The 15,555-nt window shown below is 41.3% G+C and carries 17 protein-coding genes and 1 tRNA gene; 8 read left to right on the top strand and 10 right to left on the bottom strand.

The annotated features are described in order from the left end of the window. Positions 1–197 precede the first annotated feature (197 nt). Positions 198–1,709: a glutamate--tRNA ligase gene (gene gltX, locus JS40_RS09155; protein WP_034260078.1), complete on the top strand. Its 1,512-nt coding sequence runs from the start codon at positions 198–200 to the stop codon at positions 1,707–1,709. Here the strand turns inward: gltX and JS40_RS09150 are convergent. Beyond that, positions 1,706–2,380, bottom strand: coding sequence for a hypothetical protein (locus JS40_RS09150; RefSeq protein WP_034260077.1), 675 nt, complete (start codon positions 2,378–2,380; stop codon positions 1,706–1,708). The two genes, gltX and JS40_RS09150, sit on opposite strands and share 4 nt — an antisense overlap. 105 nt (positions 2,381–2,485) lie before the next feature. Between JS40_RS09150 and JS40_RS09145 the strand changes: the two genes are divergently transcribed. Further along, positions 2,486–3,466, top strand: coding sequence for an SPFH domain-containing protein (locus JS40_RS09145; RefSeq protein WP_394332684.1), 981 nt, complete (start codon positions 2,486–2,488; stop codon positions 3,464–3,466). Positions 3,467–3,523: 57 nt separating this feature from the next. Here JS40_RS09145 and JS40_RS09140 read toward each other — a convergent pair whose 3' ends face one another. The 4 genes from JS40_RS09140 to JS40_RS09125 all read right to left on the bottom strand — a co-directional run bounded on the left by JS40_RS09140 (position 3,524) and on the right by JS40_RS09125 (position 6,472). Next, on the bottom strand, positions 3,524–3,775 hold the full coding sequence (locus JS40_RS09140) for a DUF6327 family protein (RefSeq protein ID WP_034260075.1): 252 nt from the start codon (positions 3,773–3,775) through the stop codon (positions 3,524–3,526). Continuing rightward, entirely contained in the window at positions 3,772–4,197 is a 426-nt protein-coding gene (locus tag JS40_RS09135) for a phage holin family protein (protein WP_152558162.1), read from the bottom strand. Before JS40_RS09135 ends, JS40_RS09140 begins: the two co-directional genes overlap by 4 nt. Position 4,198: 1 nt before the next feature. Beyond that, entirely contained in the window at positions 4,199–4,576 is a 378-nt protein-coding gene (locus JS40_RS09130) for a YtxH domain-containing protein (protein ID WP_034260074.1), read from the bottom strand. A gap of 219 nt (positions 4,577–4,795) precedes the next feature. Continuing rightward, positions 4,796–6,472, bottom strand: coding sequence for a glutamine--tRNA ligase/YqeY domain fusion protein (locus JS40_RS09125; protein WP_034262307.1), 1,677 nt, complete (start codon positions 6,470–6,472; stop codon positions 4,796–4,798). A gap of 121 nt (positions 6,473–6,593) precedes the next feature. Here JS40_RS09125 and folB point away from each other — a divergent pair, with 121 nt between their 5' ends. After that, positions 6,594–6,950, top strand: coding sequence for a dihydroneopterin aldolase (gene folB / locus JS40_RS09120; protein WP_034260073.1), 357 nt, complete (start codon positions 6,594–6,596; stop codon positions 6,948–6,950). A 65-nt stretch (positions 6,951–7,015) separates the two neighbouring features. Further along, positions 7,016–7,086: transfer RNA gene (locus JS40_RS09115), tRNA-Cys, on the top strand. Positions 7,087–7,119: 33 nt separating this feature from the next. Here the strand turns inward: JS40_RS09115 and JS40_RS09110 are convergent. Both JS40_RS09110 and rnr read right to left on the bottom strand, forming a co-directional pair. Beyond that, positions 7,120–7,833, bottom strand: coding sequence for a LysE family translocator (locus JS40_RS09110; RefSeq protein WP_034260072.1), 714 nt, complete (start codon positions 7,831–7,833; stop codon positions 7,120–7,122). 23 nt (positions 7,834–7,856) lie between these two features. Further along, complete coding sequence (gene rnr, locus JS40_RS09105; protein WP_034260071.1) at positions 7,857–10,076, bottom strand: ribonuclease R; 2,220 nt, start codon at positions 10,074–10,076, stop codon at positions 7,857–7,859. Between the two features lie 94 nt (positions 10,077–10,170). Here rnr and JS40_RS09100 point away from each other — a divergent pair, with 94 nt between their 5' ends. The 4 genes from JS40_RS09100 to JS40_RS09085 all read left to right on the top strand — a co-directional run bounded on the left by JS40_RS09100 (position 10,171) and on the right by JS40_RS09085 (position 12,698). Then, entirely contained in the window at positions 10,171–10,413 is a 243-nt protein-coding gene (locus JS40_RS09100) for a DUF2007 domain-containing protein (RefSeq protein WP_233273955.1), read from the top strand. Between the two features lie 488 nt (positions 10,414–10,901). Then, the gene (rpiB, locus tag JS40_RS09095) at positions 10,902–11,333 is read left to right on the top strand and encodes a ribose 5-phosphate isomerase B (protein WP_034260070.1); all 432 of its coding nucleotides are present in this window, start codon (positions 10,902–10,904) and stop codon (positions 11,331–11,333) included. 9 nt (positions 11,334–11,342) lie between these two features. After that, positions 11,343–12,254, top strand: a complete 912-nt coding sequence (locus JS40_RS09090; protein ID WP_034260069.1) for a cation diffusion facilitator family transporter — start codon at positions 11,343–11,345, stop codon at positions 12,252–12,254. Positions 12,255–12,257: 3 nt separating this feature from the next. Continuing rightward, the gene (locus JS40_RS09085) at positions 12,258–12,698 is read left to right on the top strand and encodes a GNAT family N-acetyltransferase (protein WP_034260068.1); all 441 of its coding nucleotides are present in this window, start codon (positions 12,258–12,260) and stop codon (positions 12,696–12,698) included. Here JS40_RS09085 and JS40_RS09080 read toward each other — a convergent pair. From JS40_RS09080 to JS40_RS09070, 3 genes are read right to left on the bottom strand one after another with little or no spacing between them, the layout of a single operon-like run. Then, positions 12,688–13,059, bottom strand: a complete 372-nt coding sequence (locus JS40_RS09080) for a hypothetical protein (protein WP_034260067.1) — start codon at positions 13,057–13,059, stop codon at positions 12,688–12,690. The two genes, JS40_RS09085 and JS40_RS09080, sit on opposite strands and share 11 nt — an antisense overlap. 47 nt (positions 13,060–13,106) lie before the next feature. Next, positions 13,107–13,916, bottom strand: a complete 810-nt coding sequence (locus tag JS40_RS09075; protein WP_233273954.1) for a sterol desaturase family protein — start codon at positions 13,914–13,916, stop codon at positions 13,107–13,109. Between the two features lie 14 nt (positions 13,917–13,930). After that, entirely contained in the window at positions 13,931–15,553 is a 1,623-nt protein-coding gene (locus JS40_RS09070) for a S41 family peptidase (protein WP_034262304.1), read from the bottom strand. Positions 15,554–15,555: the final 2 nt, after the last annotated feature.

Raw genomic sequence — 15,555 nt, 5'->3', positions numbered from 1 at the left:
GTATCTGAAATATCTTTTCAAACTTACCCTTCCATTTACATATTCCCGGTACATTTTACCATCCTCGTATCATTTCCACTGCGATAACTCCAGATAAGAAGGAGGTGCTTCCCGTGGTTGTTCTCTTACATAATTAGTACCTTTGTGCCTTTAATAAAGTTAACCCAAAAAAGATCCCGTAGCTTCGGGAAATATCTATGGCCAAAAAAGTTCGTGTACGTTTTGCTCCCAGCCCTACCGGTCCCCTTCACATTGGAGGCGTCCGCACCGCTTTGTTCAATTATCTTTTCGCTAAAAAACACGGAGGAGATTTTCTGCTTCGTATTGAGGATACAGATCAAACCCGTTACGTAGAAGGTGCCGAAGCCTATATTGCGGAAGCCCTGGAGTGGTTACATATCCCTTACGACGAAGGGCCCGGTAAGGATGCCGGTTTTGGTCCTTATCGTCAAAGCGAACGCAAGCACCTCTACAAACAATACGCCGATGCCCTTATAAAGACCGGTGACGCCTATTATGCATTCGATACCGCCGAAGCATTGGATGCGCAGCGCAGCGCACACGAAGCAGAAGGGAAGACATTTATCTACAACTGGCACAATAGAGCAAAACTAAGCAATTCATTATCGCTTTCTCAAGCAGAAGTTCAAACAAAACTTAACGCCGGTGAGCCTTATGTTGTTCGTTTTAAATCCCCGGAAAATGAAATCCTTCATTTACGAGATAGTATTCGGGGTACTATGGAAATAGATACCAGTATCCTGGATGATAAAGTATTGTTTAAAAGTGACGGAATGCCCACCTACCACCTAGCCAACATCGTTGATGATCATCTTATGGAGATCACTCATGTGATCCGTGGTGAGGAGTGGCTGCCATCCCTAGCATTACACGTACTGTTGTATCGTGCTTTTGGATGGGAAGCACCTCAGTTCGCACACCTGCCGCTTATCCTTAAACCGGAAGGAAAAGGGAAATTGAGCAAACGAGACGGTGATAAGATGGGCTTTCCTGTATTTCCTTTAGCCTGGAAAACGGACGAAGATGAAGTCTATTCCGGTTATAGGGAAGACGGATACCTGCCGCAGGCTGTCGTGAACATGCTTGCCTTCTTAGGCTGGAATCCCGGGACCGAACAGGAGATTTTTAGTTTGGCAGAACTTATAGACGCTTTCGAGCTCGAGCGCGTTAATAAGGCAGGCGCAAAGTTTGATCCTGAAAAGACCAAGTGGTTCCAACACCATTATTTTCAAGAGTTGGACGATGCAATCTTATTGGATATGTTTACCGGCTTTTTGAAGACGAAAAATGTTGCGATCCCAAGCAACCTTTCTACCATTGTATCGCTTCTGAAGGAGCGTGCTACCTTCGTGCCGGATCTTTGGGAACAAGGCAGTTTCTTTTTTGAGGCTCCTTTGTCCTATGACGAAAAAGCTTCGGTTAAAGCATTTAAACCGGGCACGCCCGAAATTCTTTCAGAAATTATCGCGCTTTTAAAAAACGAAACTGACTTCTCTGCCTCACGTCTTTCCGATACTATTAAAGGATGGATTACACAAAACAATATTGGGTTTGGCAACGTAATGATGCCTATGCGACTTGCATTGGTGGGTGAAATGAAAGGACCCGATGTATTTGAGATCGCAGCCATCCTGGGTAAGGATGAAACCATTCGCCGACTTGAAGCTGCAAAGAGCTCGATTGCTTAGAAATAGAGGATCGCTGCGATGACTATGGTCGAGCTGTGACCTTCGAATTCAGACCCATTGTTCTCGATCTCTTTATCATTGAGATTGTCAAGCATGTTGGTCACCCCATATTGATAATGTGCGCTTATACGAAAACTTTCCAGACCGCCGGTAATTCCACCCATAAGATGAAAATTAATCTTTGAAATATCTTCAATATCCCCTGCGGTAAGGGTTTCATAGCCGCTCACAACATAATCCTCAAAGCTGTCATCTTTTAAGTTCATTTTGCCGTTGACATTAAGCAATGGACCAAATTCCAAACTCAGATGATGCTTTATGATATTGTAGCTCCCCAAAAAATTGATCTGTGCCGATTGAATAATATATTCTAAAGGGCGTTGCTGAGCGGTGGTTGGTATACCTGCGCTAAAAGCATTGATCTTTACGGTATTATTGTAAAAGTTAATACCATAAATAAGGTCGAAATTATTACGGAAAGAGCCACGTGTTGTGAAACCTACCATGAATCCTTCTCCCTGACCAGTATCAAAATTATCCGTATTGATATCAAAAAGGGTCAAACCACCATTTAGGCCTAATCTGTTGTATTCTTCGTAGTTTCGTTGACTGTGAGCTTGTTGAATAATAAGTGTAAAAAAAGTAACAATAAGTAGGTTTTGCAGACTCATAATTAGGTTCGGTTGATAAGGGGTCAAAAATAGCTTTAATTTCGTATCTTCAACGAACTTATTAATTTAATATTTCAAACAACAATGGGTGGTTTTTTAATTTTAATGGTTCCGATAGGAATAGTTCTTTTCTTTTTATTGTTGTCCTCCTTCTTTACTGTAAAGCAGCAAACAGCAGCTATCGTGGAGAATTTCGGTCGCTTTAGTAGCATACGTAACTCCGGATTACAATTCAAGATCCCTGTGGTACAGCGTATTGCGGGACGCATCAATTTAAAGATCCAGCAATTGGATGTGTTGGTAGAGACAAAAACAAAAGATGATGTTTTTGTACGCCTTAAGATCTCGGTACAATTTCAAGTGATAAAAGAGAAAGTTTACGATGCTTTCTACAAGCTTGAGAATCCGCACGACCAGATCACTTCTTACGTGTTCGACGTGGTGCGTGCTGAGGTGCCTAAAATGAAACTAGATGATGTTTTTGAGCGAAAAGATGATATTGCCATTGCGGTAAAACAAGAATTGAACGATGCCATGATCAATTATGGATACGACATCATTAAAACGCTGGTTACAGATATTGATCCGGACGTACAGGTAAAGGCCGCCATGAACCGTATAAACGCGGCAGAACGGGAAAAGGTCGCCGCAGAATATGAAGCAGAAGCAGAACGTATCAAGATCGTTGCCAAAGCAAGGGCCGAAGCAGAAAGCAAGCGCTTACAAGGACAAGGTATTGCAGATCAGCGACGAGAAATCGCAAGAGGACTGGAAGAAAGTGTTGATGTGTTGAACAATGTGGGGATCAATTCACAAGAAGCTTCTGCTCTTATTGTAGTGACCCAGCATTACGATACCCTTCAATCGATTGGGGAAGAGACCAATACCAATTTGATCTTGCTTCCAAACTCCCCTCAGGCAGGAAGCAATATGCTAAATGACATGATCGCTTCGTTCGTGGCAAGCAATCAAATAGGAGAACAAATGCGCAAGGAGAACGAGGCAAAGGGTATTGGCAAAACCACTCGTAGGAAAAGAACACCGCCGCCGCCCCGAGCTGCCGAAGGCGATGATTTAAAGTACTAAAGAAAAAGCCCTTTTAAAAAGGGCTTTTGATATATATAAAGGGAAGCGTTCGTAAACTTACTCTTCCTCGTATTCCTTTTTCTTTACAGGTTTTATCCCCACTAATAGATCCACCATTTTAAGTACAAAGGCTTTTTTAGCGATAGAGGCCACGGTATTCGCTATTAGGTTGAAAGGAGAAAAGGTTTCAGAAACAGTATCTTTTGTTTCAGAAAAACCCAGCTTCAGCTCTTCTTTGTCAATTTGCGACTTAAGCTTAAGGTATTTAAGGTCCCTGTCTATTTCTTCAAAAGTAGTGTATCGTCTCATAAGCTCTCCACGGGTTGATTCTTTTCCAGTTGTTCCAATTCACTTTCGGCCATTTGTTTGGGCGTAAGGTCGTCTTCATCGTAGAGAAGCACAGAGAATTTATAGAGCATTTTTCGTTCAATTGTTTTCCTTCCAAAAGCATACATGAGGATAAGGATCACCCCATAAAAAGCACCAACGATAAAGAAGCCAACAGAAACTGTTCCTATACTGTTCCCTATTAGAAAGGCGGCCCCAACTGATAGAAAAAGAAGAACAAACAGAAAAATGCTTCCGAAGACCAATAAGTTCACCAACGAGATAGCTCCCTTCATGGAAGATTTAAATAGGCGGAGTTTATAGTACTCCGCCGTACTTATTCCATATTCCTGGAACTTATCGCTTATTCTTTCTAAGCTATTGGTGAGACGCTCGAAGGCCATCTTATGCTGTTACTTTTTTGGCTGTGGTTTTGGCTTTAGCCTGTGTGGTTTCCTTTTGGAGTTTCGCATTTTGTCTGCGTAGTGCTTCCAATTTGTCTTCCATTGCAACCAAGATATCATCGGCCTTATAGCTGGCAGAAGATAAGGTGTCTTCTAATTTCTGTTCGAAACTAAGTCGTGCCTGCTGCGCCTTTGTACTTAAGTTGCTGGTTGTTTCTTTGATCTGTTTGTTGAGTCTCTTCTGAGCTTTTTTGGTTTCCTTGCTGATCTTACTGCGAGTTTTTGATCCCTTATCCGGTGCATATAAAATTCCAATACCTGCTCCAATTGCAGCTCCGGTCAATAATGCTAATAAGGTTTGTCCTGTATTCGATGCCATAGTTATACTTGTTTTTAAATTGTTACTATTTAAATTGTCTCACAAAGTTACTTATAGCATCAGCTATTCGCTGTTAATAACCGGTTAATAGTTGATTTGCAACACACAAAGAAATCTTAAAATGATTCTTTTTTAGCCAATTATTCTTAAAATTAATCATAAAATAAATGGAAAGACACACTTTGGCATCTTTCCATAACTTTTAATGTGGAAGAACTATCAGGCCAGCTTAGCCCAAGAATCTCGCAGGGGAACTGTTCTATTAAAGACCAATTTATCTTCGGTACTATCCCGATCTACCACGAAATAGCCTAATCGTTGAAACTGAAAGCTTTCTTCGGCTTTCGCGTCTTTAAGGCTGGGTTCTACGTAGGCGGTGATCACCTGCAGCGATTCCGGGTTAATAAATTCCATAAAATCCCTATCCTTGTGAGCATCCGGAGCCGGCTCGGTGAAGAGGCGATCGTACAGTCGCACTTCGGCCGGGAGGGCATGAGCCACGGAGACCCAGTGTAGCGTTCCTTTTACCTTACGCATGGAAGCTTCGGTACCGCTTCCGCTTCGGCTTTCGGGATCGTAGGTGCAGTGGATTTCTGTAATATTCCCTTCGGAATCCTTTACTACCCGTTCCCCTTTTATAATATAGGCATTCTTCAGCCTCACTTCTTTGTCCAAGGTAAGCCGAAAGAATTTCCTGTTTGCTTCCTCCTGAAAATCCTCTCTTTCAATAAATAATTCCCGTGAAAACGGCACTTTGCGGCTACCGGCAGATTCGTCCTCCGGATTATTTTCGGCTTCCAGCCACTCTGTTTCACCTTCGGGATAATTGGTAATGACCAATTTCACCGGATCCAGCACGGCCATAACGCGAGGGGCCTTTTTATTGAGATCTTCACGCACATTGAACTCCAGATGGGAAACATCAATTAGGTTCTCTCGCTTTCCAACACCAATGCTGTCGGCAAAATTCTTTATAGAATCTGGTGTATAGCCGCGACGACGAAGCCCCGAGATCGTGGGCATACGGGGATCGTCCCAGCCGCTTACAACACCTTCCTCCACCAGTTTGGCAAGTTTGCGTTTGCTCACCACGGTATGACTTAAGTTGCGGCGTGCGAATTCACGTTGTTTGGGTCGTAATTTGTCGGCATCGTACACTTGATCCAAAAACCAATCGTACAACTCTCTGTGCGGCAGGAACTCCAGGGTACAGAAAGAATGTGACACCTGTTCGATATAATCACTTTCTCCGTGCGTCCAGTCGTACATAGGAAATATCTTCCAATTCGTACCTGTGCGGTGATGGTGTTTATGAAGTACTCGATACATAACGGGGTCGCGCATTAGCATATTGGATGAGGCCATGTCTATCTTCGCGCGCAGCACGTGTGCTCCTTCTCCCACTTCACCGTTCTTCATTTTCTCCAGCAATTCTAAATTTTCTTCTACAGATCGATCTCTATAGGGGCTTGCCGTTCCGGGTGTGTTGGGAGTTCCCTTTTGTTGCGCGATCGCTTCGGAAGTTTGAGAATCTACATACGCCTTGCCCTCCTTGATCAATTGAACGGCCCAATCGTAGAGCTGCTGGAAATAATCTGAAGCATAACACTCCTCAGCCCAAGTAAAACCAAGCCATTCGATATCACGCTTAATAGCATCTACAAATTCTTGTTCTTCCTTTGCGGGGTTGGTGTCGTCGAACCGTAGATTGACGGGTGCGCTGTATTTCTCTCCCAGTCCAAAATTCAAACAGATAGAAGAGGCGTGGCCAATATGTAAATACCCATTGGGTTCCGGGGGAAATCGAAAGCACAGATCACTTTTGTTGTGCGTTGTTCTTAAATCTTCTTCTATGATGTGCTCAATAAAATTGAGGGATTCTTTTTCTTCGGTCATAGTATAAAAAATATGTGCAAAGTTAATGAAAAACAACCCCTCAAACGCATTCCGTTGGCTCAATTTTCGGCGGTAGGAAGCTTGGAGAGTGGAAATTTCTATCTTTGCACAAAACTTGTTTATGAGCACCATTCGGTTAAAGAACATTAAGATCTATGCATTTCACGGGTGTTTGGTCGAGGAAGAGAAAATTGGTAGTGATTATCTGGTAAATCTCGAAGTAAAGGCCAATTTGGTAAAGGCGGCTACTACAGATCATTTATCGGATACTGTTGATTATGTGCATCTTCAGAAAATAATAAAAGAAGAAATGTCCATACGCTCTAAGTTGTTGGAGCACGTGGGACAACGCATTATTAATGCTATCTTTTCTCAACTCCCCTTGGTGGCGGGGGTAAAAGTAACCGTGGCAAAAGTGAACCCTCCTATTGGCGGTGATGTGGAGGAAGTAAGTGTCACCATGAAATCTGAACGGTAAATAGGTTTTTATAGGAATTTTCAGTTTAATCTTTTTATATTTGCCGAACCTATTTTGGGTAGAAGGGCATCATGGCCGAGTGGCTAGGCAGAGGTCTGCAAAACCTTCTACAGCGGTTCGAATCCGCTTGATGCCTCGAAAGAACCTTCAGTTATCGCTGAAGGTTTTTTTATTTAAAGTCTTCCACCGGAGGAATGGGGTTGTCTACAGGATGACCCTGCCCCGGAATGCGCTCCAGACCCGCTTTTACCTCATTAGGGAAGATCCCCTGAAGAAGGAGAAGGACACCAAAACCAATGATAAGAATACTCACCCATTTTTTGGTTTTAAAGATAAAGCGAGGGGTCATCTTGCTTTTAAGCTTCTTTGCAAGAGTTATTTTCAGTAGATCTGTAGCAAAAAAAGTAATGAGAACAGTACTTAAAAACAGGAGTACGCCGTTATCAGAAGAGGTAAGGGCGTTTGCCATGATGATAGTCCCAATCCACCCTGCCAACACCCCGAAATTTACAAAATTAAGCAAAAAGCCTTTCAGAAAAAGACCGCTTAAATTCTTCTTCACCTTGACTGCATAATGCTCTCTTGCGATCTTGATAAATGATTTAGCCGTTCTTATATAAGAAATAATCCCATAAGCGATCAATACAGCACCGCCAAAAATAAGCAGCCCCGGATCATCCTTTACTTTTTCCAGGATCTTACTGGTACTGTAATACGCAATGAGAATAAAAATGATATCGGCAAAGATGGCGCCAAGATCAAAGAACAATCCTGCTTTGAAGCCTTTAGTGATACTGGTTTCAATGAGTGTAAAAAACACCGGTCCTACTGCGAATGCAAGTAGAAATCCATAGAAGGCGGCGTACCATAAACCATCAAACATAGACAGTAAAAGTACAAATTATTTTATCCTCTATTACGAGGTTGGTACTCCTTTCGATGTCCCAGCATGGTAAAATCCAAATGTTTCTTTACAAGGTCTGCATTTTTCACTCTTACATATACTTCATCTCCAAGACGATACACATTCTTGGTGCGTTGTCCAATAACGGCATATTCATCTTTATCAAAGGTATAACGATCATCTTTTAGATCTTGAAGACGCACCATTCCTTCACATTTGTTCGAGATAATTTCTACATATACGCCCCATTCGGTCACTCCGGAAATAACCCCCAAGAACTCTTGGTCCTGATGGTCTTGCATATATTTTACCTGCATGTATTTAATACTGTCCCGTTCGGCATTGGAGGCAAGATTCTCCATATCACTCGAATGGCTGCACATCTCTTCGTACTTGTCTTCCTTAGCCGATTTTTTACCATCTAAATACTGTTGCAAAAGTCGGTGAACCATAACATCCGGATACCGTCTTATAGGCGATGTAAAATGTGTGTAATAATCGAATGCCAGTCCGTAATGCCCAATATTATTCGTGGTATAGATCGCTTTACTCATAGACCGAATCGCCAGGGTATCGACCAGATTCTGTTCTTTTTTGCCTTGAACGTCGTGCAGCAATTTATTAAGTGACGCTGCTGTAGTACTACGATTCTTGGTATTTAATTGATACCCGAAGCGTTTGATTATATTTTCCAGGGCTGCTATCTTTTCATCGTCCGGTTCATCATGAACACGATAGACAAAAGTCTTTTTCTGACTTTGTTTTCCCACGAACTCTGCCACACTCCTGTTTGCCAAGAGCATGAATTCTTCGATCAACTTATTGGCATCTTTACTTTCTTTAAAGTAGACCCCTTCCGGATTGTTCTTTTCATCTAAGATAAATTTAACTTCTACCTTATCAAAAGATATCGCTCCTTGACGCATTCTCTTTTGCCGAAGGATCTTTGCGAGCCGGTCCATTTCCAGGACTGCTTCTGCAATCTCTTTTTTAACGGTATAGTTTTTATTGGTGATAGAAATTTCCGAAGGGATTGTATGAGAATCAGCTTCAGGGTTTTCTATAATATGCTGTGCTTCTTCATAAGCAAACCGGGCATCGCTGTAAGTCACCGTTCTTCCGAACCATTGTTTTACCACTTCAGCCTTAGGTGTTATTTCAAATACAGCAGAAAAAGTGTATTTTTCTTCGTTAGGTCGTAATGAACAAGCGCCATTGGAAAGAATTTCAGGAAGCATAGGAACCACCCGATCCACAAGATACACAGATGTAGCGCGTTCGTAGGCCTCATCGTCCAGAACAGTACCCGGTCTAAGGTAATGAGATACATCGGCTATATGGATACCGATTTCATAATTTCCATGTTCGAGTTTGGTAAATGATAAAGCATCATCAAAATCCTTCGCATCTTTAGGATCAATGGTAAAGGTGAGATCCTTACGCATGTCACGTCGTTTATCGATCTCTTCTTGATGAATTTTGGTATCTAATTTATTAGCATACGCTTCAACTTCGGGAGGGAAGTCATACGGGAGTCCGTATTGAGCCAAAATAGAATGAATCTCTGTATTATGCTCTCCCGGCATCCCCAGTACCTTCAGTACTTTTCCATAAGGAGAATCGGCTTTTTCCGGCCAGTCTTCCATAGCCACTAGCACCTTTTCACCGTTCTTTGCATTTCCAATATTCGCTTTCGGAATAAAGATATCGGTATACATTTTATAATCGGTCACTTCCACAAAAGCGAAGTTTTCCATCACCTGGATGGTACCTACAAATTCGGTTCGTTTCCGCTCTAAGATCTTAGTGACCTCCCCTTCGGTCTTTCCTCCTTTTCTTCGCTTAAATACATATACCTCTACAGTATCCCCTTGCAATGCTTTATTGAGGTTCTTGTTCTTTACCAGAATATCTTCTTCCAGCTCTTCCACGATCACATAACCTTGACCGCGACCTGCAATGTCCATTTTACCGGTATAATAATTTTGAGATGGTGTTATTATATATTTACCGCGTTCCACCTCTTGAATAGTTCCTTTGCCTTGTAATCCTTTTAGTTTCTTGATGATCTGGTTACGACTGCTGGCATCATCCATTCCCAACTTTGCTGCTATCTGTTTGTAATTATAGGGTTTGGAATGGTCCTTTCTAAGGATGGCTAAGATACTTTCTGTAAGTGCTTCTATTTTTTCTTTCTTTCTTTTTTTATTCTTCTGAGGCATGGTTATCTATTAATGATGGTAAAAGTACATTATATAAAGCAATCAACTTCCCTTATTCACAAAGATTTAGTACCTTGGTAAGACAGCATCCTACATGATGAAAAACTTTAAAACCATAGCAATATTTACCTTTCCAAGCGAATATACCGTCTTACGGCATTTACTGGAACAACAGGAAATAAGGCACGTTTTTCTTCATGAAACCATGATTGGAGTGCTTCCTTTCCATTCCAACGCTTTTGGAGGGATCCGACTTCAAGTACATGAAGAGGACATCCCTAGCGCACAAGAGATCATCAATAAGCTCAACGATACTTCCTCACTACATATCGTTTAAATCTTCTTATCAACATTAATTACATATACATTTTTTCTTTTTTAAAATTTTAAAATAAAATGATGATGATGATAGCTTGTTGATATGTACAATAACTTTTATCCAATTGTTTTTGTATTTAAGTTATCGCTATTTTTTGAAGGGTTATCAACAGCTTTTAAGCTATCAACTCGTGTGATTTTTAAGGTTTTATTCGATGTCATTAACAACTGTCAACAAACACTATTGACAGTTATATTTTAATAAGATTTTAATAAGAATTTGTTAGGAATCGAAAAATGAAGTCTCATAAAACTAAGATAAAACACGACGCTAAAATTTGCATACTGTTTTAAAAAATCGACTATATACAAGTATTAAAATCTTGCAAGTTTTTTTACTGAATTTCTACGAACAAATATGAACATAGTTATTAACTTTATGTTTAGGTAAACATTAATAAATAGTAAACTTCAAGATTTACAATATCTTTGAAAAAAATACAGGCCATGAAAATAGCTATTGGAAACGATCACGCGGGAACCGCTTACAAGAGAACAATTGTTGAATATCTTCAAAAGGAAGGCCATGAGGTGATTAATCACGGCACAGATTCTAATGACAGTGTGGATTATCCCGATTTCGTCCATCCCGTTGCAAAAGATGTAGAAGCCAAAAAGGCCGATTTTGGGATCATTATCTGCGGAAGCGGTAATGGTGCAAACATGACGGCGAACAAACATCAAAATGTGCGCTCTGCGTTGTGCTGGACCAAAGAGATCACCGCTTTGGCTCGCGAACACAACAATGCCAATGTATTGAGCATTCCGGCTAGATTTACCAGTGAACCACAGGCTTTGGACATGGTAAAAACCTTTTTAAATACTGCTTTTGAAGGAGGAAGACACGAGCGTCGCGTCGCTAAAATTGCATGTTCGTAAATTTACGAGATGGATCATTCGCATGCCGCACATACCCATTCCCAGGACCTAAAAGGAAAAAAGCTCCTTTTATCCATTCTACTAAACATTATTATAACCATATCTCAGGTGATCGGTGGATTGCTCTCCGGCAGTCTTTCACTGTTAAGTGACGCCCTGCACAATTTTAGCGATGTACTTTCCTTGATAGTAAGCTATATTGCAGATAGATATTCAAAAAAAGAAGCCTCATTAGATAAGACCTTCGGTTATAAAAGAGCAGAGATCATCGCAGCGTTCGTCAATGCCGTTTCTTTGCTAATTGTTGCGGCCTATCTTATTTATGAAGCCATCCTTCGGTTTTTGGATCCGCAAGAAATCGAGAGCGACTTGGTTATTTGGTTGGCGTTGTTAGGAATTGTCGCCAATGGTTTTAGCGTTCTGTTGCTTCGGAAGGATTCTAAGGAAAACATGAATATGCGTTCGGCCTATTTACATTTATTTACAGATATGTCTGCTTCGGTTGCCGTATTAATAGGCGGATTGCTCATGATGTATTTTGGATGGTTCTGGGTAGACAGTGTGCTTACGGTGCTTATTGCTGTTTACCTGTTATTCATGGGATATTCCCTTCTGAAAAGTTCTTTCAGTGTATTGATGCTTTTCACACCTGAAGCTATAAATCTTGAAAAGATCAATGATGCGATCACTTCTTTTTCAGAAATAAGGAATGTACACCACATGCATGTATGGCAACTTAACGAGAATGAAACACATCTTGAGGCACATGTAGAATTTATTCAGGACATCACCCTGTCTGAGTTCGATGTAATATCAGACCGCGTTGAGGAAATGCTCTATAATAAGTTTGGTATCAATCATGTAAATTTACAACCAGAATATGAACGTGACGATCCAAAAGACATCGTTGTACAAGATTAATCCATGGAGATCACTGTAAAGACCTTTGAAGAGCTCACCGTTCCGGAACTATACGATCTTCTGCAACTGCGCAGCGAAGTGTTCGTGGTCGAACAAGATTGTGTGTATCAAGATATTGACGGAAAGGACCAGAAGGCGCTTCATATTATTGGAAGACATGACAACAAGCTTGTTGCCTATACACGCTGTTTTCCGCAAGGAGTGTATTTTAAGGAAGCGGCCATTGGAAGGGTGGTGGTGGCACAATCCTACAGAAAATACGGCTATGGTCACGAGATCATGCAAGCTTCGATAGCGGCTATAAAAAATAGGTTTGAAACAGAAAGCATTAAACTTTCAGCACAAACCTATCTTATAAAATTTTACGAATCCCACGGATTCACCACCACCGGCGAGGGATACCTTGAAGATGGTATTCCACACATTGCAATGGTTACAACTTAATTAAATTCTTTTGAAGGTTAAGGTCATCCAGCATTTCGTTCGTGAACTTGTAGTGGCCGCGACGTGTAATAATTCTAAATCTTTCGTTTCGCATTCGGGTTAAAACATCCAGAAAACGCCACTTCGACTTTAACAGTGTGGGCTTCTGAGATTTCAAACTAACCTCAAAATAATGCTTAATTCCGGCACGTTCTGCGACGATATCCGGAGTGATAATTTCGTCACTTCCCTTTTTTCGATACGACTTAGGAGTCTCGTAGCCTTCAATATCGGCCTTGATATTCTCAAAACCTTTGCTCTCTAAATACGTTACAGAATGTTTGATAACTTCTGTACTTTCTGCTTTATCAACTTGTACCATAACTCACAAAATACGTAGAAAAGAGGAGAATCCCTGTTAATGGGGTGTTAAGACTTTTTTGAGACCACACGCTTATTGAACGGAATTCGCAATTGAACTCCAAAATTCTCATCATCGGTATGGTCCGAAATGTCCAGTCCATATTGTATGTCGTCTACATTCTCATAGCTAAAAGTACCAAACATTCGATCCCATATCGACAGCATATTTCCGTAATTGGTGTCGGTCCAAGGAAGTTGATAATGATGGTGGAATTTATGCATATTTGGCGTCACTATAATGTAGCTCAATGTTTTATCCAGCCACAACGGCATACGAATGTTCGCGTGTGTAAAATAAGTAAATAACACGCTTAAGATCCTGTAGAAAAAATAAAATGAAATGGGCATTCCCATAATAATGACCGCCAGTAAGGCAAAAGATTCCCTAAGGATAAAATCCAAAGGATGATGTCTCGTTCCTGTAGTGGCATCCACATGCTTATCGCTATGATGCACGATATGCAATCGCCAAAGCGACGGAACTTGATGTAGCAAATAATGAACTCCGTATTGAGCGATAAGGTCCAAGACCATGATCGCCAGCAGGAGTTCTGCCCAAACAGGCAGATCAAAAAGATGTAATATCCCAAATTGATTGGCATCCAGCCACACGAAAATACCTACTGTTAGAATTCCGAAAACGGCATTGATGATCATCACTAGGACCAGCAATAGCATATTGACTTTGGCATGCTTCCATTTCTTGTACTTTTTTACAACCAGCGCATAATAACCTTCCAGAATCCAGAAAACCGCCAAGCAAAAAAATACCCATCCGGCTTTCATCCAGATGGGCATGGTTTCAAAAAAATTCAAAAAGGAATCCACTTTTATTTCAAGATGTTTCTATATCTGTTTTCATTGGACAGAACAGCGATCGCCTCTAAAATTTCAGGATTATTCTCTACCTGATAATTGTAAAGACCATCCCGATAAAAATAGCGCTTCAGTATTTCATCACTCAACAATGATTTGATCTCTGCTTTTTTTGCTACGATTGCTTTGTCCTTGGCTACTTCAATAGCCGCCATTAGCGCGTTATAACTACTGTTGATCTCCTTCTTAAGGTCATCATCTTCCGAGCGTCGTAATGCTTCGGCGAATTCCTTTTCGGTCTCTGTCTCATAGCTGAAATTATTTTGCTTCAGAAACGATAGAAAATCCTGAAAATCGGATTCAGAAAAAGTAAAGTTTTGCCAATCAGCCAACTGGTGACTATAATAATACTTAGTAGCGTAATTGAATATTACATTGTCTTTTAATAAAGCTGTAGTAATTGGGCTAAAAACGGCTGTTTCCACTTGTACATCGGGCATGATCCCACCCCCGTCATACACAGTGCGTCCGCCCTTGGTCTTAAATTTATTGTACTCTTTGGCATCTACCCTAATAGGATCGCCATTCTCGTCCCGGTTCCAATAATCCAGTGCTTGAATGCAACGCCCGCTGGGAGTGTAATATCTAGAAATAGTAACTTTTAGTTGTGTCCCATAGGTTAGTTTTTTAGGACGCTGTACAAGTCCTTTCCCAAAACTGCGCGCACCTACCACCACAGCGCGGTCCAGATCCTGCAGTCCCCCGGAAACGATCTCGCTGGCCGAAGCACTGCGACCATTCACCAGCACCACCAGGGGGATCTCAGTATCTATGGGATCCTGCATGGTCTTGTATGTCTTATTGTATTTTTCAATCACCGATTTAGTGGTTGTAATCACTTCTCCTTTCGGAACAAAGAGGTTTACGATATTGATTGCCTCATTAAGTAATCCGCCGGGATTTCCTCGCAAGTCCAAAATAATTTTTTTCGCGCCCTGTTCTTTCAGGTCTTCCAAAGCCGCTTTGGTCTCAACGGTCGTTTTGCGGTTGAAGGTGGTAAGTACGATATAGCCAATATCATTATTGATAAGCTTGTAATACGGGACTGCCTTTACATCTACAGCAGAACGTGTGATTGTTGTTGTGTTGGTTTTTCCTTGGCGGAGGTACGTAACCTCCACGGTCGATCCCGGTGCACCTTTCAGCAATTCGCCCGCATCATCTTCAAAATCGGCGAGACGTACATTACCAATTTTAATAATCTCATCACCCGCTTTTAGACCGGCCTTATCTGCAGGATAATCCTGATAGGGCTCTACAATAACGATCTTATCTTTTTCTGAACGCGCAGCTGCACCAATTCCCGTATACACGCCGGCATTGTTGATTCGCGCATCCTCGACGGCTTGCTCGTTCCAATATACCGTATACGGGTCCAGGTCCTCCAACATGCCCTTAATGGCTTTATCCATAAGAATGGCAGGAGTTACTTCGTCCACATAATTCATATTCAACTCCTTAAAGAGGGTTGTAAAAATTTCGATCTGTTTTGCGATCTCGAAGAAATCGCTTTTAAAACTTGCAGTAGAGACCAGAATACCAATTGCTAAAACCGGAATTAAGAGTCTTTTTTTCATCA

It is taken from the genome of Altibacter lentus, from assembly GCF_000746845.1.
Classification (GTDB): Bacteria; Bacteroidota; Bacteroidia; order Flavobacteriales; family Flavobacteriaceae; genus Altibacter; species Altibacter lentus.
The sequence above is the reverse complement of the archived record's forward strand: the minus strand, read 5'-3'. Positions and strand labels throughout refer to the sequence as shown.